Source organism: Paraburkholderia sp. RL17-383-BIF-A (assembly GCF_046028015.1).
Taxonomy (GTDB): Bacteria; Pseudomonadota; Gammaproteobacteria; order Burkholderiales; family Burkholderiaceae; genus Paraburkholderia.
Genome location: NZ_JARESR010000054.1, coordinates 1 through 23,954, shown reverse-complemented (window position 1 = coordinate 23,954; position 23,954 = coordinate 1). Strand labels below are relative to the sequence as shown.

The 23,954-nt window shown below is 63.5% G+C and carries 24 protein-coding genes; 11 read left to right on the top strand and 13 right to left on the bottom strand.

The window, feature by feature from the left end:
* Positions 1–73 precede the first annotated feature (73 nt).
* On the top strand, positions 74–2,710 hold the full coding sequence (locus P0D71_RS34660) for a DUF6600 domain-containing protein (protein ID WP_408483763.1): 2,637 nt from the start codon (positions 74–76) through the stop codon (positions 2,708–2,710).
* A 100-nt stretch (positions 2,711–2,810) separates the two neighbouring features.
* Here P0D71_RS34660 and P0D71_RS34655 read toward each other — a convergent pair whose 3' ends face one another.
* Both P0D71_RS34655 and P0D71_RS34650 read right to left on the bottom strand, forming a co-directional pair.
* Complete coding sequence (locus P0D71_RS34655; RefSeq protein WP_408483762.1) at positions 2,811–3,782, bottom strand: thymidylate synthase; 972 nt, start codon at positions 3,780–3,782, stop codon at positions 2,811–2,813.
* Positions 3,783–4,037: 255 nt separating this feature from the next.
* On the bottom strand, positions 4,038–5,432 hold the full coding sequence (locus P0D71_RS34650) for a sigma-54 dependent transcriptional regulator (protein WP_408186927.1): 1,395 nt from the start codon (positions 5,430–5,432) through the stop codon (positions 4,038–4,040).
* A gap of 536 nt (positions 5,433–5,968) precedes the next feature.
* Here P0D71_RS34650 and P0D71_RS34645 point away from each other — a divergent pair.
* Both P0D71_RS34645 and P0D71_RS34640 read left to right on the top strand, forming a co-directional pair.
* Positions 5,969–6,445 carry a hypothetical protein gene (locus P0D71_RS34645; RefSeq protein ID WP_408483761.1) on the top strand — a complete coding sequence of 159 codons (477 nt, stop codon included), beginning with the start codon at positions 5,969–5,971 and terminating at the stop codon, positions 6,443–6,445.
* A gap of 163 nt (positions 6,446–6,608) precedes the next feature.
* Positions 6,609–7,109, top strand: a complete 501-nt coding sequence (locus P0D71_RS34640) for a dihydrofolate reductase (protein ID WP_091792491.1) — start codon at positions 6,609–6,611, stop codon at positions 7,107–7,109.
* A gap of 148 nt (positions 7,110–7,257) precedes the next feature.
* On the opposite strand, the gene pmbA is transcribed toward P0D71_RS34640, so the two are convergent.
* The gene (gene pmbA, locus P0D71_RS34635) at positions 7,258–8,628 is read right to left on the bottom strand and encodes a metalloprotease PmbA (RefSeq protein WP_408483760.1); all 1,371 of its coding nucleotides are present in this window, start codon (positions 8,626–8,628) and stop codon (positions 7,258–7,260) included.
* 210 nt (positions 8,629–8,838) lie between these two features.
* Here pmbA and yjgA point away from each other — a divergent pair, with 210 nt between their 5' ends.
* Both yjgA and mog read left to right on the top strand, forming a co-directional pair.
* Positions 8,839–9,459, top strand: coding sequence for a ribosome biogenesis factor YjgA (gene yjgA, locus P0D71_RS34630; protein WP_408483759.1), 621 nt, complete (start codon positions 8,839–8,841; stop codon positions 9,457–9,459).
* Complete coding sequence (mog, locus tag P0D71_RS34625; RefSeq protein ID WP_091800160.1) at positions 9,440–10,096, top strand: molybdopterin adenylyltransferase; 657 nt, start codon at positions 9,440–9,442, stop codon at positions 10,094–10,096. The genes yjgA and mog overlap by 20 nt, the downstream gene beginning before the upstream one ends.
* 196 nt (positions 10,097–10,292) lie before the next feature.
* Here mog and orn read toward each other — a convergent pair whose 3' ends face one another.
* A complete protein-coding gene (gene orn / locus P0D71_RS34620; protein WP_091792489.1) occupies positions 10,293–10,904 on the bottom strand; it encodes an oligoribonuclease in 612 nt (203 codons plus the stop codon).
* 168 nt (positions 10,905–11,072) lie between these two features.
* Between orn and P0D71_RS34615 the strand changes: the two genes are divergently transcribed.
* Genes P0D71_RS34615 through P0D71_RS34605 form a run of 3 tightly spaced genes read left to right on the top strand, consistent with a single transcriptional unit; the run spans position 11,073 to position 13,601 of the window.
* On the top strand, positions 11,073–12,332 hold the full coding sequence (locus tag P0D71_RS34615) for a M48 family metallopeptidase (RefSeq protein ID WP_408483758.1): 1,260 nt from the start codon (positions 11,073–11,075) through the stop codon (positions 12,330–12,332).
* A complete protein-coding gene (gene rsgA, locus P0D71_RS34610) occupies positions 12,329–13,279 on the top strand; it encodes a ribosome small subunit-dependent GTPase A (protein ID WP_408483757.1) in 951 nt (316 codons plus the stop codon). Before P0D71_RS34615 ends, rsgA begins: the two co-directional genes overlap by 4 nt.
* A 1-nt stretch (position 13,280) precedes the next feature.
* Positions 13,281–13,601 (top strand): putative signal transducing protein, encoded by a 321-nt coding sequence (locus P0D71_RS34605; protein WP_408483756.1) that lies wholly within the window; start codon positions 13,281–13,283, stop codon positions 13,599–13,601.
* Positions 13,602–13,719: 118 nt separating this feature from the next.
* On the opposite strand, the gene P0D71_RS34600 is transcribed toward P0D71_RS34605, so the two are convergent.
* The 6 genes from P0D71_RS34600 to rpsP all read right to left on the bottom strand — a co-directional run bounded on the left by P0D71_RS34600 (position 13,720) and on the right by rpsP (position 18,040).
* Entirely contained in the window at positions 13,720–14,658 is a 939-nt protein-coding gene (locus tag P0D71_RS34600; RefSeq protein WP_408186922.1) for a CobD/CbiB family protein, read from the bottom strand.
* A gap of 114 nt (positions 14,659–14,772) precedes the next feature.
* On the bottom strand, positions 14,773–15,495 hold the full coding sequence (locus tag P0D71_RS34595; protein ID WP_091792484.1) for a CoA pyrophosphatase: 723 nt from the start codon (positions 15,493–15,495) through the stop codon (positions 14,773–14,775).
* A 93-nt stretch (positions 15,496–15,588) separates the two neighbouring features.
* The gene (gene rplS / locus P0D71_RS34590) at positions 15,589–15,975 is read right to left on the bottom strand and encodes a 50S ribosomal protein L19 (protein WP_020069334.1); all 387 of its coding nucleotides are present in this window, start codon (positions 15,973–15,975) and stop codon (positions 15,589–15,591) included.
* A gap of 157 nt (positions 15,976–16,132) precedes the next feature.
* On the bottom strand, positions 16,133–16,900 hold the full coding sequence (gene trmD / locus P0D71_RS34585) for a tRNA (guanosine(37)-N1)-methyltransferase TrmD (protein ID WP_408483755.1): 768 nt from the start codon (positions 16,898–16,900) through the stop codon (positions 16,133–16,135).
* A 24-nt stretch (positions 16,901–16,924) separates the two neighbouring features.
* The gene (rimM, locus tag P0D71_RS34580) at positions 16,925–17,653 is read right to left on the bottom strand and encodes a ribosome maturation factor RimM (protein WP_408483754.1); all 729 of its coding nucleotides are present in this window, start codon (positions 17,651–17,653) and stop codon (positions 16,925–16,927) included.
* 132 nt (positions 17,654–17,785) lie between these two features.
* The gene (rpsP, locus tag P0D71_RS34575) at positions 17,786–18,040 is read right to left on the bottom strand and encodes a 30S ribosomal protein S16 (RefSeq protein ID WP_007180912.1); all 255 of its coding nucleotides are present in this window, start codon (positions 18,038–18,040) and stop codon (positions 17,786–17,788) included.
* A gap of 172 nt (positions 18,041–18,212) precedes the next feature.
* Between rpsP and P0D71_RS34570 the strand changes: the two genes are divergently transcribed.
* Together P0D71_RS34570 and P0D71_RS34565 are read left to right on the top strand one after the other, a co-directional pair.
* On the top strand, positions 18,213–19,397 hold the full coding sequence (locus P0D71_RS34570; RefSeq protein WP_408483753.1) for a PQQ-dependent sugar dehydrogenase: 1,185 nt from the start codon (positions 18,213–18,215) through the stop codon (positions 19,395–19,397).
* Between the two features lie 224 nt (positions 19,398–19,621).
* Entirely contained in the window at positions 19,622–20,089 is a 468-nt protein-coding gene (locus P0D71_RS34565) for an NINE protein (RefSeq protein WP_408300229.1), read from the top strand.
* A gap of 16 nt (positions 20,090–20,105) precedes the next feature.
* Here P0D71_RS34565 and P0D71_RS34560 read toward each other — a convergent pair whose 3' ends face one another.
* A complete protein-coding gene (locus P0D71_RS34560) occupies positions 20,106–21,251 on the bottom strand; it encodes a PA0069 family radical SAM protein (RefSeq protein WP_408483752.1) in 1,146 nt (381 codons plus the stop codon).
* 96 nt (positions 21,252–21,347) lie between these two features.
* Positions 21,348–21,836 (bottom strand): Lrp/AsnC ligand binding domain-containing protein, encoded by a 489-nt coding sequence (locus tag P0D71_RS34555; RefSeq protein WP_007180908.1) that lies wholly within the window; start codon positions 21,834–21,836, stop codon positions 21,348–21,350.
* 168 nt (positions 21,837–22,004) lie between these two features.
* Between P0D71_RS34555 and P0D71_RS34550 the strand changes: the two genes are divergently transcribed.
* A complete protein-coding gene (locus P0D71_RS34550) occupies positions 22,005–23,291 on the top strand; it encodes a D-amino acid dehydrogenase (protein ID WP_408353785.1) in 1,287 nt (428 codons plus the stop codon).
* Positions 23,292–23,416: 125 nt separating this feature from the next.
* On the opposite strand, the gene P0D71_RS34545 is transcribed toward P0D71_RS34550, so the two are convergent.
* Positions 23,417–23,954, bottom strand: a 538-nt coding sequence (locus tag P0D71_RS34545) for an acyl-CoA dehydrogenase C-terminal domain-containing protein (RefSeq protein WP_408483751.1), incomplete at its 5' end; no start/stop codon positions are given.

Below are 23,954 nucleotides of genomic sequence, written 5' to 3'. Positions count from 1 at the left end.
GCCTTGAAACAATCGCCACAGGTAAAGTGACTGCACGGATGCCGCGAGATGCCGCGTTCGTCGGAGATAAATCATGAGAACAGTCACCCCAGACCACCATTCGAACCGCCGGGTCATCGGCTATACGTTGATCGCAGCCGCCGCGTTCCTGTTCGCGGCTCAAGCCACCTTGGCGCAGGAAATCCAGCAAGCGCCGCAGGCCGCCGCCGCATCGCAAAACACCGATCCGCCCGGCCGTGTCGCGCGCCTGAACTACACGGCAGGCACCGTGACCACGGAACCGGCCGGCGCCACCGACTGGTCCTACGCGCAAATCAACCGCCCGCTCACCACCGGCGACCAGCTGTGGAACGATCAGAACGCCCGCTCGGAGCTGCACATCGGCTCGACCGCGGTGCGCCTCGGCCAGTCCACCAGCCTCGACCTGCTGAATCTCGACGACAACAGTGCCCAGCTCAAAGTCGCTCAGGGCACGCTGTCGGCCCGCGTGCGGGAACTCGCGCCGGGCTCGTCCTATGAAATCGACACGCCGAATCTCGCGCTCGGCCTGAACGGACCTGGGGACTATCGCGTCGACGTCGCGCCGGACGGCAGCAGCACCACCGTCACCGTGCGCAGCGGCAGCGCGACGGTGTACGGCGACAACGGCCAGGTGCCGGTTGCGGCCGGCCAGCAGATCCGCTTTGGCGGCACCAACCTCCAGCAGGTCGCCGACAACGGCGCGCCCGGCCTCGACGGCTTCGATCAATGGGCCGCGAGCCGCGACGCTGCCGAAGACCGCTCGGTCTCGGCGCGCTACGTGTCGCGCGACATTCCTGGCTATCAGGATCTCGACGCCAACGGCACGTGGCAGAGCTCGCCGCAATACGGTGAAGTGTGGGTGCCGCGCGGTACGCCCGCCGGCTGGGCGCCGTATCACGATGGCCATTGGGTATGGCAGGCGCCGTGGGGCTGGACCTGGGTCGACGACGCGCCGTGGGGCTTCGCGCCCTACCACTACGGCCGCTGGGCACAGGTCGACGACACGTGGGCGTGGGTGCCGGGACCGGTCGCGGTCAGCGAGCCGCCCGTTTACGCACCCGCTCTCGTCGCCTTCGTGGGCGGCGGAGGCGGCGGCGTGAACTGGGGTGTCGATCTGGCGATCGGCGGAGCGGTAGCGGCGGGCGTCGCATGGTTCCCACTCGGCCCGGGCGAGCCGTGGCACCCGCATTGGGGCGATCACGATCACTGGAGCCCCGGTTACTACAACCGCGTCAACCAGACGACGATCGTCAACAACTACAACCGCAACGTGAATGTGACCAACATTCACAACACCTATATCAACTACCGCGCGCCGGGCGGCGTGACCGCAATGCCGGCGACAGCCTTCGTACATGGTCAGCCGGTCGGACGCTTCGCCCAGAAGGTCGATCCGCGGCAATGGCGCAACGCGCAGATCAACCCGGGCGGCCCGGGAATCGCGCCGGTGCGGGAGAGTTTCGGCCCGGGTTTGCGCAATGCGAACTACCGGCCGCCTGCGGCGGTAATGGCGCGCCCGGTGGTGGCCACACGTAGTCCGGCGATGCCGGCGGCTTACCACGACAGCCTCGCTCAGCGGTTCGCACAAAGCGGCGGACGGGTGTCGGGCGCCGGCCAGCCTATCGTGCGGACTTCGGTGCCGGCGCATATGGCGGGCGGTCCGGGCGCGCTGCCGGTGCAGAACGTGCGGGTCGTGCAGTCGCATATCGCGGGACGTGCGCCTGGGATGGCGGCGGGCGCGCCGGGTGGGCCTGGCGGCGGGCAGCAGGTGGGACAGCGGCCGGGTGAAGGGCCGCGTGGCGGCATGCAGCAGGCCGGGCAACAACCGGGTGAGGCGCCGCATGGCGGCATGCTGCAGGCTGGGCAGCGGCCGGGTGAGGCGCCGCGTGGCGGCACGCAGCAAGCTGGACAGCGGCCAGGCATGCCGCCGCAAATGGCAAACCAGCGCCCGGAGCCTCAAGAGTCGCAACGTCCGTCGAACGGTGTGCCGCGTCCGCCGCAAGCGAACGGCGGCAACCCGGGCGGCAACCCAGCGGCGTGGGCGCAGCAACAGCAGCGCGGCATGCCGCAACAGGCAGGTCAGCAGCCGGCCATCAACGAACGCCACGAGCCGGCCTGGACACAGCCGCACACGCCGATGGCCCAGCAGCACGGCGGTGCGCAACAACAGGCTGGGCGGCCGGATACCGCTCCACAGCCCGGCGCTCAGCCACAGGGAAGACTGCCGGAGATGGCGCAACAACAGCACGGCGCGCCGCATCCCGCGGAAAACCCGGCCGTGCAGCAGCAACAGCAGCAGGGGCTTCATGCGCAGCCACAGCCGCAGGCGCAGATGCAACGTCAGCCTGAGCAGCAGATGCCGCGTCCAGCGCAAGTTGAGGCGCAACAACCGCGTCAGGAATATCATCCGCAGCCCATGCAGCAGGCGCCGCGTCAGGAGCCACGTCCTGAGCCGCGCCAGCAACAGGTGCAGCAACAGCCGCGGCCGGAGTTTCATCCGCAGCCTCAGCAGCAGCCCCGACAGCAACAGGCGCAGCAACAACCTCGGCCGGAGTTTCATCCGCAACCGCAGCAGCCTCGGCAGGAATCACGGCCGCCGCAGGCTCAGCAGCCCCATCCTCAAGCGCAGCCGCAGCACGCCGAACAGCATTCAGGTGGCGGAAACCGCGACGAGCATCACAAAGGCTGAGCACCTCCGGCTTGCGTTTGCAGCCTGCATGAAAAAACCCCCGCGATTCGCATCGCGGGGGTTTTTCTTCATGCGGACCGGGCAGCTTGCCCGCCGACGCTCAAACGGCCATTGGCGCAGTGAGCGGCTCGTGATGCCGGTAGCCGACCAGCGAGAAATCCGACGGCTCGATCTTTTCGAGCCATTCCGGCTCGTACACGCCGGTTTTTGCGTACTCCGGCACGCGATCCGAAATCGCGAAAGCCGGGCTTTCGTAGGGCTCGCGCGTGAGTTGCTGCTGCAACATATCGAGCTGATTTTCGTAAATGTGCGCGTCGCCGATGAAATAGGTGAACCACCGCGGCGTATAGCCCGTCAAGCGACCGACCAGGTGCAGCAACGCCGCGCCTTCGGTCAGATTGAACGGCGTCCCCAAGCCCACGTCATTGCTGCGGATATAAAGGCACAGCGAAATTTCCTTGCGCACCACGTTCGGCACGAACTGGTAAAGCAGGTGGCAAGCCGGCAGCGCGATCTGATCCAGCACCGCGGGGTTCCACGCATGAAATAGAATGCGCCGGTCCGCCGGGTTCTGCATGATCGTGTCGAGGCATTGGCGCAACTGGTCGATCGCTTTGTACAGCAACACTTTGCGGCTGCCGTCTTCTTCGAACTTGGTCACCACCTGGAAGCCGCGCGCGGTCGCGTCGGCAAGCTGCGCGCTCGCGTCTGCGTTCAACACCTTGTAGGCCGGCCACTGGCGCCACTGCACGCCGTACACGTCGCCGAGATCGTCCGGGCCTTCGCGATAGGGATTGGCGAGCCACTGCGGATTCTGGTTGGCGTTCGCGTCCCACACCTTGCAGCCGAGGTCGCGGAAATCCGCGGCGCTGCGCGAGGCGCGCAGAAACCCGACCAGTTCACCCACCGCCGATTTGAACGCCAGCTTTTTCGTGGTGACCGCGGGAAAGCCTTGCTGAAGGTCGAAGCGCAACATGGCGCCCGGCATGCTGATCGTGCGGATGCCAGTGCGGTTCTCCTGCCACGTGCCGGTGTCGAGAATCGTGCGGACGAGGTCGAGGTATTGTTTCATTCGGGTTCCTTCGACGCGGCGCCTGCCGGGTAGATCCGGGCGCCACGGGGATTGAGCGGAAAACCCGATTTTAACAAGCGCAGCCAGACGGCGCCCGGTCGGGCCGCGCGGGATCGAAATTATCTCGGGAAAAGATGAACGGAGATGGCGCGGCCGGACGGCGCGCCGCCACTCACAGCGCGGCTAATGCGCTCTGCATCAATCGCTGAAGTCCGCTCTAATGGCCGGCGCAAACCACGCGGCCCGTCAAACGATTTACAGGTGCGGCACCGAAGCCGGCAAATCGCCGTGCGGCGAAGCGAGCGGCTCGCCCTCCATATGCCGCATGCCATGCGAGCACAAGAGCCGGTACAACGTGACGCGTGAGATGCCGAGTTCTTGAGCCGCGTCGCCCAAACGCCCGCGGTGGCGCAACAGAGCCAGCTCGATCGCCTGACGTTCGGCCGCTTCGCGCGCCTGCGCGAGCGAGACCGGCACGATCTCCACATATTCGGCGAGCTCCAGATCGCGCGCCGTGATCGCGCGGCCTTCGGACATCACGATGGCGCGCCGCACCCGGTTGATCAACTCGCGCACGTTGCCCGGCCAGCCGTAGTTATGCAGCGCCGCGATCGCGTCCGGCGCGAAGCCGCGCAAGCGGCGGCTCGCATCTTTCTTGAAACGTTCCAGCATGTGCCGGGCAAGCAGTTCGATATCCTTACCACGCGCGCGAAGTGGAGGTTCGTCGATCTGCAGCACGCAGAGGCGGTGATACAGGTCGGAACGGAAACGGCCTTCGATCATCGCCGCCGTCATATCCACGTGCGTGGCCGAGATAATGCGCACGTCGACATCGACCGCGCCGTGCCCGCCCAGCCGCTCCACTTTGCGCTCCTGCAGAAAGCGCAGCAGGCTCGCCTGGCTTTCGAGCGGCAGATCGCCGATTTCGTCGAGAAAGAGCGTGCCGCCGTTGGCCGCTTCCACCCGGCCGATCTTGCGCTGATTGGCGCCGGTGAACGCGCCGCGCTCATAGCCGAACAGTTCGGATTGCAGCAGATGCGGCGGAATTGCGCCGCAGTTGATCGGCACGAACGGCGCGTTGCGCCGGGCCGAGCGTTCGTGAATCGCGACAGCGGTCAGTTCCTTGCCGGTGCCCGATTCGCCCGAGATGAACACGGGCGCATCCGTCATTGCCACTTTGCGGATCGAACGGAACAGCGCGAGCATGGCGTCGCACGAGCCGACCATTTCGCCTTCGGCGCCTTGCGATGCGTCGTTGGAAGCCGGCTCGCCCAAGGAAATCATGCCGTATGCGTGACCCACCGAGTCGACGATCCTGTCGCCCGAATACGGCACGGTCACATAGTCGAAACAATAGTCGCGTACGAGCCGGCGCAACGCGGCGTCCTGCAGCTGACCCGGCATGGTGGCCGCGACCCAGCCGACGTTCGGCATGGTCAGGCACGATTCGAACGCAGCGATTTCGTGTGGCTGAAAATCGCTAGAGAGATCGAGCAGGCCACCCGCCGCCATTCCGGCGCGAACCGCCCGGCGCACGTCGCGCGCCGACCCCACCACTTCGACCTGCCAGCCGCGCTGATGAAACCGAGTATTCAGCTCCGCGCTCGGATCGCGCGAAACGTAAATCAGTTGTCGCGTTGCGGGTTCCATTATTCAGATCCTCTCGTCAACGAACGTTAAGGATGACGCACGCACCTGAACCGAATTCAGACACGCTGACTCATTCGGGATTCGCGAAATAGCAAAAACCGAACGGGCATTCCATTCCGTGCGGACAGCTGATCCCCAAGAAAGCGGCGTGTGTGTGATTGAGACGGCCCTTTGGTGGGCTTTTTTAAATCTGCAGCTCTTTTCTGAGAGCTTACTATACGCGCGGCGCTTGGAAAACAGTTATGCGAATTTAATCGTGCACTCCTTACCCAGCAAGGCTCTACGGGCAATAAACGGTTATTCAGCCGACGAATAAAAGATTAGTGGAAGCGCTTTCCCAAGCGGAGAGCCAAGGTACTTCATACCGACTGAATTAACAAATTATAGGTATTTCCTGCATGTCGTTTCAGCCCTGAAACGTTTTTGTTCAAATTCTCAAACATTGCTTCGCGCTTTTGCTTCACCTCCTGATGCACCAATGGATTGCGAGTGATGGCACACGTTTCGCTAAATGCCGTGCACCAAGGAGACACATCATGCGACTTGTTTTCCGCATCGATCTCACCCCCGTTACACCCCGCGCGGCCGATGGCGCTTCAATCGCGCTGACCACGGTCCTGTTTGGCGCCCATGCGCAGGACGCGGAAGCGGCCCAATCCGCCCATGCCGGTGCGGCCGCTTCCTCCGAGGCCATGATCACGCGAGCCGGCTCCTCCGATGCGAGGGCGCGCACCGCCGCCGCCTTTCGTCAGGTCGCGAACTCGCTCAGTATTTCGGCCGATGCTGCATCCATGAACGATTTTTCGCTCGACGACCGGATGCTCTCGCGGCCACGCGGCAGCGCCGTCGGCATGGTGATGGTGGCCGCCACGCCGCAGTTCATGCGCGACAACAGTGGCGGCTGCAGCAACGTGACACTGTGGGACGAGATCGCCCCGCCCTCGCCGTTACCCATCCCTATCGACGCGGCACGCGCGGCCCACGGCAACGTCGGCACTTACCAAAGAAAGTAGCCCGAACAAATTAGCGATGCAAACAGGGCTGGCGGTGCAGCGAACACACCGCAACCGGCCCGGCAACGCCCGCGAATCTTTGCCGCTGGCTCGCCACCCGCCTCGGCGGCATGGCCTTGCGCGTCAGGTAGAATTGGTCCGGTTACGTTCCCCTTTCCATTCGATGACGACGCTCACCCTGATCGTCGCTCGCGCCAATAACGGCGTGATCGGCCGCGACAACCAGTTGCCCTGGCGACTTCCCGAAGACCTCGCGTTCTTCAAGCGCACCACCATGGGCGCGCCCATCATCATGGGCCGCAAAACGCACGAGTCGATCGGCCGGCCTTTGCCCGGACGCCGCAACATTGTCGTGACGCGGGATGCCGCGCGGCGCTTCCAGGGTTGCGACGCGGCCACGACGCTCGAAGAGGCGCTCAAGCTCGCCGCTCAGGATCAGGCGCCCGAAGCATTTCTGATCGGCGGCGCGCAGTTGTATGAGGAAGGGTTGCGGCAGGCGGACAAGCTCATCGTCACCGAGATTTCCGCCGACTTCGAAGGCGACGCCACCTTCCCCGAACTCGACGAAACCGAGTGGGAAGAAGTCGCGCACGAAACACACCGCGCGCATGCGCCGAACGACTTCGACTACGCGTTCGTGACGTACCGGCGCAAAGGCGTCTGAGACCGGCCCCCTTCAGGGGTAATCGTGCCCGCTCGAAGCAGACAGTCGCCGCCGAGCTGATACAAAAAAAACGCCACGCAATGACCTCGCGTGGCGTTTTCTCATCGACCGACGAACCGGCGGCCCGCCGGCTCGCGGCAAAATCGCTTCACTGCCCCGCGATCGTCATGCGCTCGATCAGCACCGAGCCGGTTTTCTTGGTGCCGCGCGTGATCGTATCCGCGCCGATCGCGACGATGTGGTGGAACATCTCCTGCAGCGTGCTCGCCACCGTGATTTCCTCGACCGGACACTGGATCTTGCCGTTCTCGACCCAGAAGCCCGACGCGCCGCGCGAGTAGTCACCCGTCACGTAGTTCACGCCCTGCCCCATCAGTTCGGTCAGCAGCAGGCCCGTGCCGAGCTTGCGCAACATTTCTTCGAAGTCGTCCTCGGGGCGCGTGTTGGAGCTGAGCAGCGAGAGGTTGTGCGAGCCGCCCGCGTTACCGGTGGTCTGCATGCCGAGCTTGCGCGCCGAGTACGTGGACAGGAAATAACCTTCCACCACGCCGTCTTTCACCACCGACCGCTTTTTGGTGCGCACGCCTTCTTCGTCGAACGGCGCGCTGCCCATGGCACGCGCGATATGTGGGTCTTCGAGCACCTGCACGTGCGGCGCGAACACCGGCTTGCCGAGGCTGTCGACGAGGAACGAGGTCTTGCGATACAGCGCGCCGCCGCTCGTGGCTTGCACGAACGCGCCGAGCAGGCCCGCGGCGAGCGGCGCTTCGAACAGCACCGGCACCTTGCGCGTATCCAGGCCGCGCGCGCCGATGCGCGCGAGCGCGCGTTGCGCCGCGTAACGGCCCACGGCTTCGGGATCGGCCAGTTCTTCGGCGCTGCGGGTCGACGTGTACCAGTCGTCGCGCTGCATGTTGCGGCCACTGCCTGCAATCGGCGCGCACGCGATGTAGTGGCGCGAGTACGGATAACCCGCGAGGAAGCCGCGCGAGGTGGCCAGCACGAACTGCGAGTGCTGTGCCGAGACACTCGCGCCTTCCGAATTCTTGATCTGCGGATCGGTGGCGAACGCGGCGTCTTCCGAGCGGCGGGCAATTTCCACCGCTTCATCCGCGGACAGATTCCACGGGTGATAGAGATCGAGATCGCGCGGCGCCGTTTCCAGCAATTCTGCTTCGGCGAGGCCCGCGCAGTCGTCTTCGGCCGTGAAGCGCGCGATGTTGTAGGCCGCCGCAACCGTGTCCTTCAAAGCCTGCGACGAAAAGTCCGAAGTGCTCGCGTTACCGCGCTTGTTGCCGATGAACACCGTCACGCCGACCATCTTGTCGCGGTTGTGCTCGATCGTCTCGACTTCGCCGCGCCGCACGGAGACGGACAGGCCGTCGCCTTCGGAAATCTCGGTCGCCGCGTCGGTACCGCCGAGCGACTTCGCGTGACGAAGGATGTCCGAGGCGATTTCCTTCAGCTCATCCTGGGTATGCGGAAAAAAGCGCTGCTTGACGTCCATGTCTGCTGCCATTGTCGTTGCCGTCCTGTTCGGGGCCGAGCGGCCCTGGGTGTGTTCGCTATGTTCGCACCGGTTACGCACATGCCTCACGCGTGCGCGCGCCCGTGTCGGGTTATGCATCCCGCGATCATAGCAAGGTACGCGACGCCGTACCTGGCATTCGCAGCGCCTCGCGCGCGGCAGCACGGCGGGTGAGCGGGCGCGGCACGCTACAATATCGGTATGACACGCAAAACCCGCATCCAACCGATCGAATCCGCCGAGCCGGAAGTCGACGAAAACGGCTACGACCGTCCCAGCAAGTCTCAGCTCAAGCGCGAAATGCACGAGCTGCAGGAACTGGGCGCGGCGCTGATCGCGCTGCCCAAAGACGCGCTCAAACGCATGCCGATGCCCGAGAAGCTCGACGACGCCGTGCGCGAAGCGCGCCGCATCACCGATCACGAAGGCAAGCGCCGCCAGGTGCAGTACGTCGGCCGCGTGATGCGCTCGCTGCTGGACGAGGAAACCGCCGCGCTGCGCACCGCGCTCGACACCTATAACGGCGTCAACAAGGCGGAAACGGCCAAACTCCACTGGATCGAGCGCACCCGCGAAAAACTGCTCGCCGACGACGCCGCGCTGACCGATTTCATCCGCCAGCACCCGAACGCCGACCCGCAGCAGGGGCGCACGCTGATCCGCAACGCACGCAAGGAAGCGCAGCAGAGCAAGCCGCCGCGCTACTTCCGCGAACTGTTCCAGTGGATCAAGAACGCGGACGGCCCGTCCGCGCAGACCGATTCCGACGCCGACGACGCCCTGGACGACGATGACGATGACGATGACGACCGCGACGCATGATCACGCAGGCAAGCCGGCACGCAATCACCCCGACGAAATCCTGATCGGCCTCGTGTCGATCAGCGACCGCGCCTCCACCGGCGTGTACGAGGATAAAGGCCTTCCGGCCTTGCAGGAATGGCTCGGCGCGGCCCTCACCTCACCGTGGCAAGTGGTCACCCGTCTGATTCAGGACGATGCGCCGACCATTTCCGCCACGCTGACCGAACTGGTCGACGAGGTCGGCTGCGATCTGGTGCTGACCACCGGCGGCACCGGCCCGTCACGCCGCGACGTGACGCCCGAGGCGACGCTTGCGGTCGCAACGAAGGAAATGCCGGGTTTCGGCGAGCAGATGCGGCAGATCAGCCTGAATTTCGTGCCGACCGCGATTCTGTCGCGCCAGGTCGCCGTGATCCGCGAAACGGCGGAGCACGCAGCGCTGATCATCAATCTGCCGGGGCAGCCGAAGTCGATCAAGGAAACGCTGGAAGGTTTGCGCGACGCCGAAGCGGGCGGCGCAGTGAAGGTGCCGGGCATTTTCGCCGCGGTGCCGTACTGTATCGATCTGATCGGCGGGCCTTATGTGGAAACCAACGCCGACGTGGTGAAGGCGTTCCGGCCGAAGAACGCGCAGCGCGCGCCCAAGTCTGCATAGTTTGGAATCACGGCGCGGATTGGCCGCTGTGATTTGGCCGTCTGGCTTCGATCCGGGGCTTCGGTTTTGAGTCGCGCTCTGGCGCAGGGAACTGGCAGGCGCCAGTCAGCCGCGACCAGCGAGGTGCGCCCAGCCGGAAGGCGGCGCCGCGCCGGGCAGCCACCGGCGCGTTACGCGTCGAAGCAGATCAGCCCCGTTATTCCGCGCCGCCGGCGGCGTCCGGCGCCGACGGGATCAGGAAGTGCTCGCGGTAGTACTTCAGTTCGTCGATCGACTCGTGGATATCGGCCAGCGCCGTGTGCATCGCGCGCTTCTGAAAACCCTTGTAGATGGCCGGCTGCCAGCGTCGGCACAACTCCTTCAACGTGCTGACGTCGAGATTGCGGTAATGGAAGAAACGCTCCAGGTCCGGCATCCAGCGCGCCATGAAGCGGCGGTCCTGGCAGATCGAGTTGCCGCACATCGGCGATTTGCCGGGCGGCACGAAGACGCTCAGGAAATCGCGGATCTGTTCGGTGGCGTCGGCCTCGCTCACTGTAGACGCCTTCACCCGGTCGATCAGCCCCGAACGGCCATGGGTGTTCTGATTCCACTGATCCATTTTGGCGAGCGTCTCGTCGCTCTGGTGAATCGCCAGAACCGGACCTTCGACGAGGCGGTCGAGCGTCGAATTCGTCACCACCACCGCGATTTCGATGATGCGGTCGGAATCGGGTTCGAGCCCGGTCATTTCCATGTCCAGCCAGACGAGATTCATGTCGCTGCGCACGAGCGGCGGCTGTTCGGTGGATGCGAGGATGTCAGTCATGAAGGCAACCTTGATGGCCGGGCAAAGGGCTTGTCAGCAAGCCCGCCTGCCGCGGCGATTGTTCGTTTGAGATTGGATTAAGCTGGTGCGAGCCGGTTTGGACTCACCTTCCCGCCGCGAGGCAGGAAGAAACATATAATTCTCGCATAGATACCACGGAATCCCCGGATGCCTACCCTGTACTTCACCGTTCTGTTCGTCGTCGCCGTCGTGGCGATGGTCGGCACCAAACTGTGGCTCGCGTCGCGGCAGATCCGCTTCGTGGCCCAACATCGCGAGCAGGTGCCGAGCCAGTTCGCCGGCACCATCGCGCTCACCGCGCACCAGCGCGCCGCCGACTACACCGTCGAGCGCACGCGTCTGACCATGATCGAGATCGTCGTCAGCGCGGCCGTGCTGATCGGCCTTACGCTGCTCGGTGGCTTGCAGGCGCTCGATCTGGGCATTTCCGACTGGCTCGGCCGCGGATACATCGGGCAAATCGCGCTGGTCGCCGCGGTGATCGCGATCACCAGCGTGGTCGACCTGCCGTTCGACTACTACCGGCAGTTCGTGGTGGAACAGCGCTTCGGCTTCAACCGCATGAGCCGCGGCATTTTCTTCGTCGACCGCATGAAGGGCGTGTTGCTCGGCGCCGCGTTCGGCCTGCCGTTACTGTTCGTCGTGCTGTGGCTGATGAACCAGGCCGGCAGCCTCTGGTGGCTGTGGACATGGGTCGTGTGGGTCGCCTTCCAGATGCTCGTGTTGGTGCTGTATCCGTCGTTTATCGCGCCGCTCTTCAACAAGTTCGAGCCGCTCAAGGACGAAGCGCTGAAAAGCCGCATCGAAGCGCTGATGCAACGCTGCGGCTTTGCCGCCAAGGGTCTTTTCGTGATGGATGGCAGCCGCCGTTCGGCACACGGCAACGCCTATTTCACCGGCTTCGGCGCCGCCAAGCGAATCGTGTTCTTCGACACGTTGCTCGCGCGCCTGTCGGGCAGCGAGATCGAAGCCGTGCTCGCGCATGAACTCGGCCACTTCAAACGCCGTCATGTGATCAAGCGCATGCTCGTTACCTTCGCGATCAGTCTCGTCATGCTCGCCCTGCTCGGCTGGCTCATGCAGTGCGTCTGGTTCTATGAAGGGCTGGGCGTGCGGCCGTCGCTGGTCGGCGGCAATAGCGGCCTCGCGCTGGTGTTGTTCTTCCTCGCGCTGCCGGTGTTCCTGTTCTTCGTCACGCCGCTCGGCAGCCTCAGCTCGCGCAAGCATGAGTTCGAAGCCGACGCGTTCGCCGCGACGCAGACCGACGCGCAAGATCTCGTCAATGCGCTCGTCAAGCTGTACGAGGACAATGCGTCGACCCTGACGCCCGATCCGCTCTACACCGCGTTCTACTACTCGCATCCGCCGGCGTCGCAGCGGATCGACCGCCTGCTGCGGCACGCATGAGCGGCCGCTCCCCGAAAGCGCCGCGCGCGCCGTCCAGCGCGCGTGTAGGCGGCCTCGTGGTGGCCGCGCATGGCCGCCACTATCTCGTCGCACCGGACGACGGCGGCGCCATGCTTCAATGCTTCCCGCGCGGCAAGCGCAGCGAGGTGGCGGTCGGCGATCACGTGATTTACGAACTGGCTTCGGCGGATCAAGGCGTGATCGTCGAGATCGGCGAACGGCGCAATCTGCTGTACCGGTCGGATCAGTACAAGTCGAAGCTGTTCGCGGCCAACCTCGACCAGTTGCTGATCGTGCTCGCCACTGAACCGCACTTCAGCGAAGACCTGCTCGGGCGCGCGCTCGTCGCGGCCGAGGCGAACGAGCTGAAGCCGTTGATCGTACTGAACAAGACCGACGTGACCGCGGCGCTCGAAGGCGCGCGCAAACGGCTCGAGCCGTATCGCGCGCTGGGTTATACGGTCGTGGAGGTGTCGATCAAGACTCAGCCCGAGGCCGCACGTGCCGCGTTGATCGAACATCTGCATGGTCATTCGACGCTGCTGCTCGGCCAGTCGGGCATGGGCAAATCCACACTCGTCAATCTGCTGATTCCCGATGCCGAAGTCGCCACGCGCGAAATTTCTACGGCGCTCAATAGCGGGCGCCATACGACGACTTTCACGCGTCTCTATCCGCTGCCGGACAGTGCGGACGGCATAGGCGGTTCGTTGATCGACTCACCGGGCTTCCAGGAGTTCGGCCTGCATCATCTGACCGAGGGCCGGCTCGAGCGCGCGTTTCCCGAGTTCAGGCCGTTACTGCCGAACTGCCGCTTCTACAACTGCCATCACTTGCATGAGCCCGGTTGCGCGATCCTCGAAGCGGTCGCGGACGGCCGCATTCGCCCCGAACGGCATGCGCTGTATGCGCAACTCGTGCACGAAGCCAGCCAGATCGTGCGCTGACATGAAACTGATGCGCGCGCCGAATCTGATCATCGGGCAGCACTGGGTCAATGTGCTGGCCACCGCGGGCATTGCTTGCGAGTTACACAACCGTTATCTGAACGGCGCGCTCGGCGATATTCCGGCGGATCAGTGCTCGCCGGAGCTTTGGCTCGTCGATGAACGTGATGAGGCGATGGCGCGAAGGTTGATCGATGCAGCCTCGCACGGGCCGGCGGCGGGGACGCCCGGCTGGTGGTGTCGGCACTGTGGTGAGACGCTTGAGGCACAGTTTACGGTGTGCTGGCAGTGCGGGACGGCGCGCGATCCGCGGGATGGGTGATTCCGCACGAGATCGGTGTCAGCTTATTTCAGGGCGCTTATTTCAGGATGAGTTGCAGGCATAAAAAAACCGGACGTTGTCCGGTTTTTTTATGCCAATCAAGATCAGCTAAGCGACTTTAAGCCAGCCACACTGCAATCGTCAGCATCAACAGCAGAATCATCCACAGCACCACCGCGCGCCACACCAACCCCACAGCCGATTGCAGCGTGCGCGGCGTGCAGTCGTCGCCGACCTGCATCGGGCCGCCGTCGCCGGTGGCTAATGCGTCGAGACTCGACGGCTCGGCAAGCGGCCCGCTCAAACGTGCGCCCAATGCACCGCTGCCCGCGGCCAGCAACACGCCGTCGTTCGCATCCGGCCACTGGCGCGCATGATTGCGCCATGCATAAATCGCGTCTTCGAAATTGCCGACAATCGCAAAGCCGAGCGACGTCAGCCGCGCCGGCACCCAGTCGATCACGAAGAAGGCGCGCTGTGCGAAGCTCGAAAACGCAACCGTGCGATCGTCGACCGGACGTGCCCACGTGCGCGCCAGATACTCGGCAATCCGATATAGCACCGCGCCCGCCGGACCGACCGGAATCAGAAACCAGAAGAACACGCCGAACACATGCCGATGCGAAGCGACCACCGCATGAATCAGCGTATGACGCACGATTTCGCTGACGGGCATATCGACGGTATCGAGCCCGGTCCATTCGTTCAGGATTTCACGCGCGTGCGGCACGTCGTCGTTATTCAACGCGAGGTGGATGTCCGTGAAGTAATGGCTGAACTGGCGAAAGCCGAGCGTGAAATACAGCACCGCGACGTTCCACAGGAACGCCAGTGCGAAATGGATGTGATACAGCACGTAGTAGACGAGCGCCACGGCCAACGTCCAGGGCACCACCACCACGAGCCAGGCGAGCAAGCCATGCTTCGGCTTGCCGGCATCGAATCCGTGCGCCGCCGATTCCGCATGGTATTGAAGCAACGCGGACACCGGATTGTTCGGTGAAAGCGCACGCACCTGTTCAATGATCAGAGCCAGCAATACAGAGAAAAAAGTCATGCGATGCGCCGTGCTTTTCGAGTTTTACGATTGTTTTATAACGATAGCACAGGGTCGGATGCGACTGAGCGCAGTCGTTGACAAACACCCAACAACTGCACAGTCCCGTGCGGTTTACGCCGCGAGGAAGCGATAGAAGTTGCGCAGCATCGCCGCCGTTGCGCCCCAGATGAAGTAGTGACCACCGAGCTCGCTTCCGCTCTCCGCAGCCTGCGCTTCGGCCGACGCGGCACGCGGATACGGCATGGCGAAGAAGCGCCGCTCACCGCCCTCGTAGCGAAACACGCGCTCTTCGTGATGGGCGGGGTTCATGAGAAAGGCGAGTGGCACTTCGAAGACTTCGGCCACTTCGAGCGCGTCCGCTTTCACTGTGAACGGCGGATGCACGAGGCCGATTACCGGCGTCACGCGAAAACCAGTGCCCGTCAGGTAGTCCGGCAAGGCGCCGAGAATCTCCACACGCGAGGGCGCAAGACCCACCTCTTCCTGTGCTTCACGCAGCGCGGTGGCGGTGGCGTCCGCATCGAAGGGTTCGTGACGGCCACCGGGAAAGCTCACCTGCCCCGCATGATCGTTCAGATGGTCGGCGCGCTGGGTCAGCAGCACGGTCAGGCCGCGCTCGCGCACCACCAGCGGCACCAGCACCGCGGCAACTCGCGGATCGGCATGCGTATCGCGCCACGGCGCTTCGACGATAGGTTCGGGAGTCCAGGCAAGGCGCTGCTCGAAGCGTGCGCGCAGGCCGTCAGGCGTGAGACGGTCGCCGGCCACCGGCGGCAGATCGGCGCCCGTCGCTTCGACAGGCAGAGTTTCAGGCTCAAAGACGGGGCGGATCAACGGGTCTCTCGAAATAGGCGGATAGGGGACATGCCGCTATTTTGACCTGGCAAACAAAAAAGCACCCGCGAGGGGTGCTTTTTCTTACAGCATTTACGCTTGGGAAGCAGCGCGGTCTTTCGAGACCAGCTTTTCCTTGATCCGGGCCGACTTGCCCGAACGGTCGCGCAGGTAGTACAGCTTCGCACGGCGCACGTCACCACGACGCTTGACGACGATGCTTGCCAGCAGCGGCGAGTACGTCTGGAACGTACGCTCGACGCCTTCGCCCGACGAAATCTTGCGGACGATGAACGACGAATTCAGACCACGGTTACGCTTGGCGATCACGACGCCTTCGTAAGCCTGAACACGCTTACGCGTACCTTCAACCACGTTCACGCTGACGATCACCGTATCGCCGGGAGCGAATTCGGGGATGGTCTTCTCGCCGAGGGCGCGCGCGATTTCTTCCTGCTCGAGTTTTGCAATCAGATTCATCACTGACTCCTAAGTCCATCTTGTCGGCGTTCGTACCTGCCTTGCACTAAGTTTCCTTATTGCGCTCGGCTACGGCCCCGATAGAGGATGGGTTCACATCAGGCGCCGTGCACGCATGCGCGGCGCCGCCTGGTGTCCGCTTGAAAGACCCAAGGCTTTACGCCTTCGACTCTTCCTTCGCGAGACTCGCAAGCCATGCCTCATCGGCACGGCTCAACATCTTGTTCTTTCTGGCCTTCACGATCAGATCCGGCCGTTTGTTCAACGTGTTGCGCAAGGCTTCACGCCGACGCCATGCTCCGATCTCCGCATGATGGCCGCCGAGCAGCACATCGGGCACACGCACGCCGTCGTATTCCTCAGGGCGCGTGTAATGCGGGCAGTCCAGCAGCACGTCGACAAAACTATCCTGCACCGCAGACTGCGAGTCGTTGAGCACGCCGGGCAACTGACGCACCACGGCATCCATCAACGCCATGGCCGGCAATTCTCCGCCAGACAGCACGAAGTCGCCAAGGCTGACTTCTTCGTCGACGACACGGTCGAGCAAACGCTGGTCGATCGCTTCATAGCGCCCGCACAACAGGATCAAGCCGGGTTCGGCCGCGAACTGCATGACACGGTCGTGATTCAGCGTGGCGCCTTGCGGCGACATCATCACGACGCGCGACGCGCCGATACCCTGCTCCGCCTGCGCCGCTTTCGCCGCGCCGATCGCGTCTTCCAGCGGCTTGGCCAGCATGACCATGCCGGGTCCGCCGCCGTACGGGCGATCGTCGATTGTGCGGTAGTTGTCGGTCGTGAAATCGCGTGGATTCCACGTACGCAAACCGTAGCGCTCCTGTTTCGCCGCGCGACTGGTGATACCCCAGTCGGTCAGCGCACGAAACATGTCAGGAAAGAGCGTGACGACATCGAACTGCATCGCTCTCTCCGTTCAGCGAATGATTTAATAATCGGCTTCCCAGTCGACAGTGATCTGCTTCGCCGCCTGGTCCACCGTTTTGACAAAGACGCCGACGAACGGGATCAATCGCTCGCCGGTGACCGGCTTGCCGCTTTTGTCGGTAGCCGGGTATTCGATACGCATCACCGAGTGCGCACCGTTGTCGATCATGTCTGCAACCTTGCCGAGATTGACCCCGGCAACGTTCACCACATCCAGGCCGAGCAGGTCGACCCAGTAGAATTCGTCGACTTCGAGAGCCGGAAACTCGCTGCGGCTGATATAGACGCGGGAGCCGCGCAGTGCCAGCGCCACGTCGCGATCAGTGACGCCGCCCAGATGGGCCACCACACTGTCGCTATGCGTTTTCGCTTGCAACGACGGCGCCGATTTGCGCTCCTGGCCTTTGAGCAGCCACCAGCGCCTCGCGCTCAGCAAAGCGTCGCCGCCATGTCCGGCATTCGCATGCGCGGCTACCTTGACCCAGCCTTTGAGGCCGTAAGCGTCGACGATTGCACCGACCTCGACCGCATCGGCCGGCCAGCTTTCCACCGTTTCCATGCGCATTTCTGCTGCACCAGAACCGGCGTTTGCAACATTGGCTTTCGCCTTGCCCTCGGCTTTTTCGACCGGCTTACGGACGAATGCACCGAACGGCGCCTGATCAGACGTCTTCGCGCGCGGGGCTACTGCCTTGGCGCTACCTGAACTGCCGGAATCACGCTCAGACATAAGAGAACCTCACTGCCAGCTTCGACGCCTGCTTCAGCAAAACAACTCGCGCATCGGACTGCTCATTGGGCCGCTCACGCAAACCGCGAGAGCCGCCGGACGAACCGACGACGATACGCAGGCTAGCTACCATTAAGCAGCCGGCTGCGCCTTTGCAGCTTCCTTCACGAGACGCTCGACGGTCGGCGACAGTTGTGCGCCAACGCCTTGCCAGTACGTCAGGCGGTCTTGAGCGATACGCAGCGACTCACCCTTCGTAGCGACCGGGTTGTAGAAGCCAACGCGCTCGATGAAGCGGCCGTCACGACGGTTACGCGAATCGGTTGCGACGATGTTGTAGAACGGGCGCTTCTTGGAGCCGCCACGAGCCAAGCGGATGATGACCATACTAGAATCCTTGAAAACCGGGGTTCGGAACGACTGAAACACGCGATTATAGCGGGAAACCGACGCCATAACAAACACTTACCGGGATAAACTGAGCAACGGGCTTGTGCCGGCCTGACAGGCGGGGACCTCGCACCACGCCGAAACGCCCGAATTACCTGACGGAGCGCCCTTGAAACTCCTGCCACCCATTGTGTTTTTGCGCGATTTTCCTGGCACCGTTGCGCGACTTGCCGGCTCGGCGCGCATTCTGCGAAGCAGGACCCTGAACACGGGCGCGGCCGTCTTGCTCGCCGCGACTGCCCTGCCGGCGCTCGCCGCACTGCCGGTGGAGCGGATCAAACTACCGCCGGGCTTTCGCATCGAAGTCTTGTCGGACGCCGTGCCGAGCGCGCGAGCCATGGCGCTCTCGCCGAAGGGCATTCTTTATATAGGCAGTCTGGACGGCCACGTCTACGCGCTCGAATTGCAAAATGGGCAGGTGACAGCCCGCCACGTGATTGCTTCCGGGCTGGAAACGCCGGCGGGCGTGGCATGGCGCGATGGCGCGCTCTATGTTTCGGCGGTATCGAAAATTGTTCGCTTCGATGCGATCGACACGCACCTGAACGATCCCCCCAAGCCTGCCGTCGTGATCGACACCCTGCCCACGGAGACGCACCATGGCTGGAAATTCATCGCTTTCGGCCCGGACGGCAAGCTATATGTGCCGCAAGGCGCGCCCTGCAACGTCTGCCTGAAAGACCGCGACCGTTTCGGCCTGATCGGCCGCATGAACCCGGACGGCAGCCACTATGAAGTCGTGGCACGCGGCATCCGCAATTCGGTCGGTTTCGCGTGGCATCCGGTGACGCATGAACTGTGGTTCACCGACAACGGCCGCGACCTGCTGGGCGACGACGTCCCGGACGACAAGCTCAACCGCGCGCCGCGCGCCGGGATGGATTTCGGTTTTCCCTACTGCCACGGCGGCAACACGCCCGATCCCGAGTTCGGCAAGGACCATCCGTGCAGCGGGTTCACGCCGCCGGCGGTCAAACTCGGTGCGCACGTCGCCGCGCTCGGCATGCGCTTTTACAGCGGCTCGATGTTTCCGCCCGCTTACCGGAATACGATTTTCGTCGCCGAGCACGGCTCGTGGAATCGCAGCAAGAAGGTTGGCTATCGCGTCGTGCATGTCGTCACGGACCCGGATGGCGGCAACGCCCGCCAGGAAGTCTTTGCGGAAGGCTGGCTGCAACCCGGCGAGGCCGTATGGGGCCGTCCCGCCGACGTGTTGCCCCTACCCGACGGTTCACTCCTGATCAGCGACGACTACGCCGGAGCGGTTTACCGCGTCACTTACTCCGCGCCGTAGAGAGCCGTCAGCGACATTCAACCGCAGCGCGCCCGAAGCGCCGCCGTTCTTCCGAACCAGCTAGCCGCCCCGCGGATGCAACCCTACTAACTCCGGCATTTATCGCAAAACCGCCGCGCCGCCTGCCACGTGACCGGCGCCGTGCGGCGGGCGTAGAATGCGCGTCGGTCCGCGCGAGCCGCGCGCCGCTCCTTTCGACCGCCTGTCACCCTGACCTCGCCTACATGTCCACCCTTGCCTCGACTTCCCCGCGTTTCAGATCCAAGACAATTACCGCCGCACTGGCGTTCTTCTTCGGTTGCCTCGGCGCTCATCGCTTCTATCTGTATGGCACGCGCGACATCTACGGCTGGGCGCACGTGATCGGTACGCTGATCGGCATTCCAGGCGCCATGCTGGTGGTGGCCAGCGAACGGGCTTCCATGCTCGGCTGGGTGTTGGCGTTTCCTGGTGCGGTTTCGCTGCTCGCCGCGTTTCTCGCTGCGATCGTCTACGGGCTGCGTCCGGACGAAAAGTGGGACGCGCAATTCAACGCCCAGACCCAACGCAAGAGCCGCTCTGGCTGGACAGTCATCTTCGTCGTCATTTTTTCACTGTTGATCGGCGCCTTCCTGCTGATGACGGGGCTCGCCATCTCGTTCCAGACCTACTTTGAAGGTCAGGTGCAGGCGGCCAAAGCACTCTCGCAGTGATCCGTCTCACGCAGCGTTAAAAAAGATCCAGTTGAGGATCGTCGCGCGCCGATTCATGGGCACGCGGCGCTTCCGCCCGGCGAAAGTGCGACATATCCAGAATGCCGCGATCACGCTGGTTCAAGCCGAGGCGGCGAACCGCTTTCTGGAATCGCTGCTTGAGCAGGTCCGCCCACAAGCCTTCTCCCTTCATTCGCGTGGAGAAGCACGAGTCGTAGTCTTTCCCACCCCGCATGTCCCGCACGCGGCCCATGACCCGCTCGGCGCGATCGGGAAAATGCGCCGCGAGCCAGTCCTTGAATAGCGGCGCGACTTCCCACGGCAGACGCAGCACGATGTAGCTCGCGTTGCTTGCGCCGGCCTCCGCACAGGCCTCCAGCACACGCTCCATATCCGGTTCGGTGACGAACGGAATCACCGGTGCGATGCTGACGCCGACCGGAATGCCCGCCTCACTCAGCGTGCGAATGGTGCGCAGCCGCCGTGACGGCGTGGCCGCTCGCGGTTCGAGCGTGCGAGCGATCTCGGCGTCGAGCGTGGTGATGGTGATGGCCGCCATGAATTGCCCGCGCGCCGCCATAGGCGCCAGCAGATCGAGATCGCGTTCGATCAGCGACGACTTGGTGATCGCCGCGAACGGATGATGCCGCTCGCTGAGCACTTCGATCACACGGCGCGTGAGCCGCAAATCACGTTCGGCGGGTTGCCAGGCGTCCGTATTGACGCCCAGCGCAATCGGTTCCGGCACATAGGACTTCTTCGACAACTCCCGCTCGAGCAACTCCGGTGCGTTGACCTTGGCGTAGATCCGGCTTTCGAAGTCGAGCCCGGGAGACAGTCCCAAATAGCTGTGCGTGGGCCGCGCAAAGCAATAAATACAGCCGTGCTCACAGCCCCGATACGGGTTCAGCGACACGCCGAACGGAATGTCCGGCGACGCATTGCGCGTAAGAATGGTCTTGGCCCGCTCTTCGAAGACTTGCGTGCGCAAGACTTTCGGCTCGTCATCGCCTTCCGCCGCTGGCAGCCAGCCGTCGTCCACTGCTTCGCGCTGGTCGACTTCGTAGCGGCCTTGCAGGTTCGTCACCGCGCCGCGGCCCTTGCGAGGCGCGGGCGGGGCGATCGGAAATTCGTTGACGGGTTCGGAGTCGGAGTCGGTCACGGCTGGAAAACGCAAAAGCACAAAAGGCGTAAATACTGTACAAATATACAGTGTTTACGCCGTTTGTCGAGCTTCGTCTTGCGCTTGCCGTGCTGTCTAATCCCCGACTGCGATCGTCAGCGTTTCCTTGATCTCCTCCATCACCACGTAGCTTTTCGACTGCACCGCGCCGGGCAGTTGCAGCAGGATGTCGCCGAGCAGCTTCCGGTAATCGGCCATTTCGCCGATGCGCGCCTTGATCAGATAGTCGAAGTCGCCCGACACGAGGTGGCACTCCAGCACTTCGGGAATCTTCTGCACCTCACGGCGGAACTGGTCGAACATGTTGCCGCTCTTGTGATCCAGCGTGATCTCGACGAACACCAGCAGCGCCGCGCCCAACTCCGCCGGGTTCACGCGCGCGTGGTAGCCGGTTATCACGCCGTCGCGCTCCATCCGCTTGACGCGCTCGATGCACGGCGTCACCGACAACCCAACCTGCTCAGCCAGGTCTTTCATGGCCATGCGGCCGTCCTGCTGCAAGAGCCGCAGGATCTTGTGATCGAGTTTGTCGAGAGCCCGGACCGGTTGGCGCTGTGTACGCATGGTGTTTTTGCTGAAAATCTTGAAAATACAATAACAAAACCTGCCTGACTGTTAATAGTATAGCGGTTAACACTGGGCGATCCGCGTTACACCTCGTTAATCGAACGAATTCCAACGACTCGACGAGCGCACCGCCCTCAGACCTCATCTGAATATCCTGGAGCATCTATGCGAGTCGTCGTTTTGGGCAGTGGCGTCGTCGGGGTGACGAGTGCGTATTACCTGGCGCGCGCCGGTCATGAAGTGACCGTTATCGATCGCGAGGCCGGCCCGGCGCTCGAAACCAGTTTCGCCAATGCCGGTCAGATCTCGCCGGGCTACGCGTCGCCTTGGGCCGCGCCGGGCGTGCCGCTGAAGGCCGTCAAATGGATGTTCCAGAAACACGCGCCGCTCGCGATCCGCCTCGACGGCACGCAATTCCAGTTGCAATGGATGTGGCAGATGCTGCAAAACTGCACGTCGTCGCGCTATGCGGTGAACAAGGGCCGCATGGTCCGCCTCGCCGAATACAGCCGCGATTGCCTGCAAGCGCTGCGCGCCGAAACCGGCATCCAGTACGAAGGCCGCACCGGCGGCACGCTGCAGGTGTTCCGCACGCAGCAGCAGTTCGACGGCGCCGCGAAAGACATCGCCGTACTGCGGGAAGCTAACGTGCCGTATGAACTGCTCTCGCCGGCTGAACTCGCGCAAGCGGAACCGGCGCTCGCCGCGGTGTCCCACAAGCTGACCGGCGGTCTGCGCCTGCCGGGCGATGAAACCGGCGACTGCCAGATGTTCACCACGCGCCTCGCCGCGCTGGCCGAGCAACTGGGCGTCAAATTCCGCTACAACACGCCGATCGACGCGCTCGCCATGGCCGGCGACCGCATCGCCGGCGTGAAGTGCGGCGAAGAACTCGTGCGTGCCGATTCGTTCGTCGTCGCACTGGGTTCGTATTCGACCCAGTTCCTGTCGGGTCTCGTCAAGATCCCGGTCTATCCGCTCAAGGGGTATTCGATTACCGCGCCGATCGTCAATGAAGCGTCGGCACCCGTGTCGACCGTGCTCGACGAAACCTACAAGATTGCGATCACGCGTTTCGACGACCGGATTCGCGTCGGCGGCATGGCCGAGATCGTCGGCTTCGATAAATCGCTGCGCCAGGCGCGTCGCGAAACGCTGGAACTGTGCGTGAACGACCTGTTCCCGGGCGGCGGCGATACGTCGAAAGCTACCTTCTGGACCGGTCTGCGCCCGATGACGCCGGACGGCACGCCGATCGTCGGCCGCACGCCGGTGGCGAATCTGTTCCTGAACACGGGCCACGGCACGCTGGGCTGGACGATGTCGTGCGGCTCAGGCCAACTGCTCGCCGACGTGATGTCGGGCAAGCAACCGGCCATCAAGGCAGACGACCTGTCGGTGCATCGCTATCTCGGCGAGATTGGCGGCGCGCATCGCCCGGCTTATGCCTGAGGTTTAACGACGCTTCGCGAGCGGTTGAGCTGGTGTGTAACTCACAAACCAGCGCGACGAAAACAAACGGCGCCTTTCGAGGCGCCGTTTGTTTTTTCAAGCGAGGTTTAGAAGCAGAAGCAGTGTCAGAACTGATCTTCCGACAGCGCCAGCACACTCTCGCCACCCTTCGCGCTGACAATCGACGCTTCAAGCGCCGATGCGAGCGTCAGCACATGCTCAGCATAGAACTGCGCGGTCGCGATCTTCGCACCGTAAAACGAAAGATCTGCGTCACGCTTTCCGGCTGCCACGAGCAACGCACGCGCCATCTGCCAGCCGCCGAGCACGATGCCCGCGAGCTTCAGATACGGCACGCTGCCCGCGAACACTGCGTTCGGATCGCTCTTCGTATTGGTGACAACAAAATCCACCACCACGCTCAACGAGCGATGCCCCTGCGCAAGATACTTCTTCATCGATTCGAACGCCGGACCCTGCTGTGTACCAAGCGCCTCAATTGTTTCAGCCACGCCGGCGAGCAGCGACTTCGCCACCTTGCCGCCATCGCGCACGGTCTTGCGGCCGATCAGATCGTTCGCCTGGATCGCGGTCGTACCCTCGTAGATCGGCAGAATGCGCGCGTCGCGGTAATACTGCGCGGCGCCGGTTTCCTCGATGAAA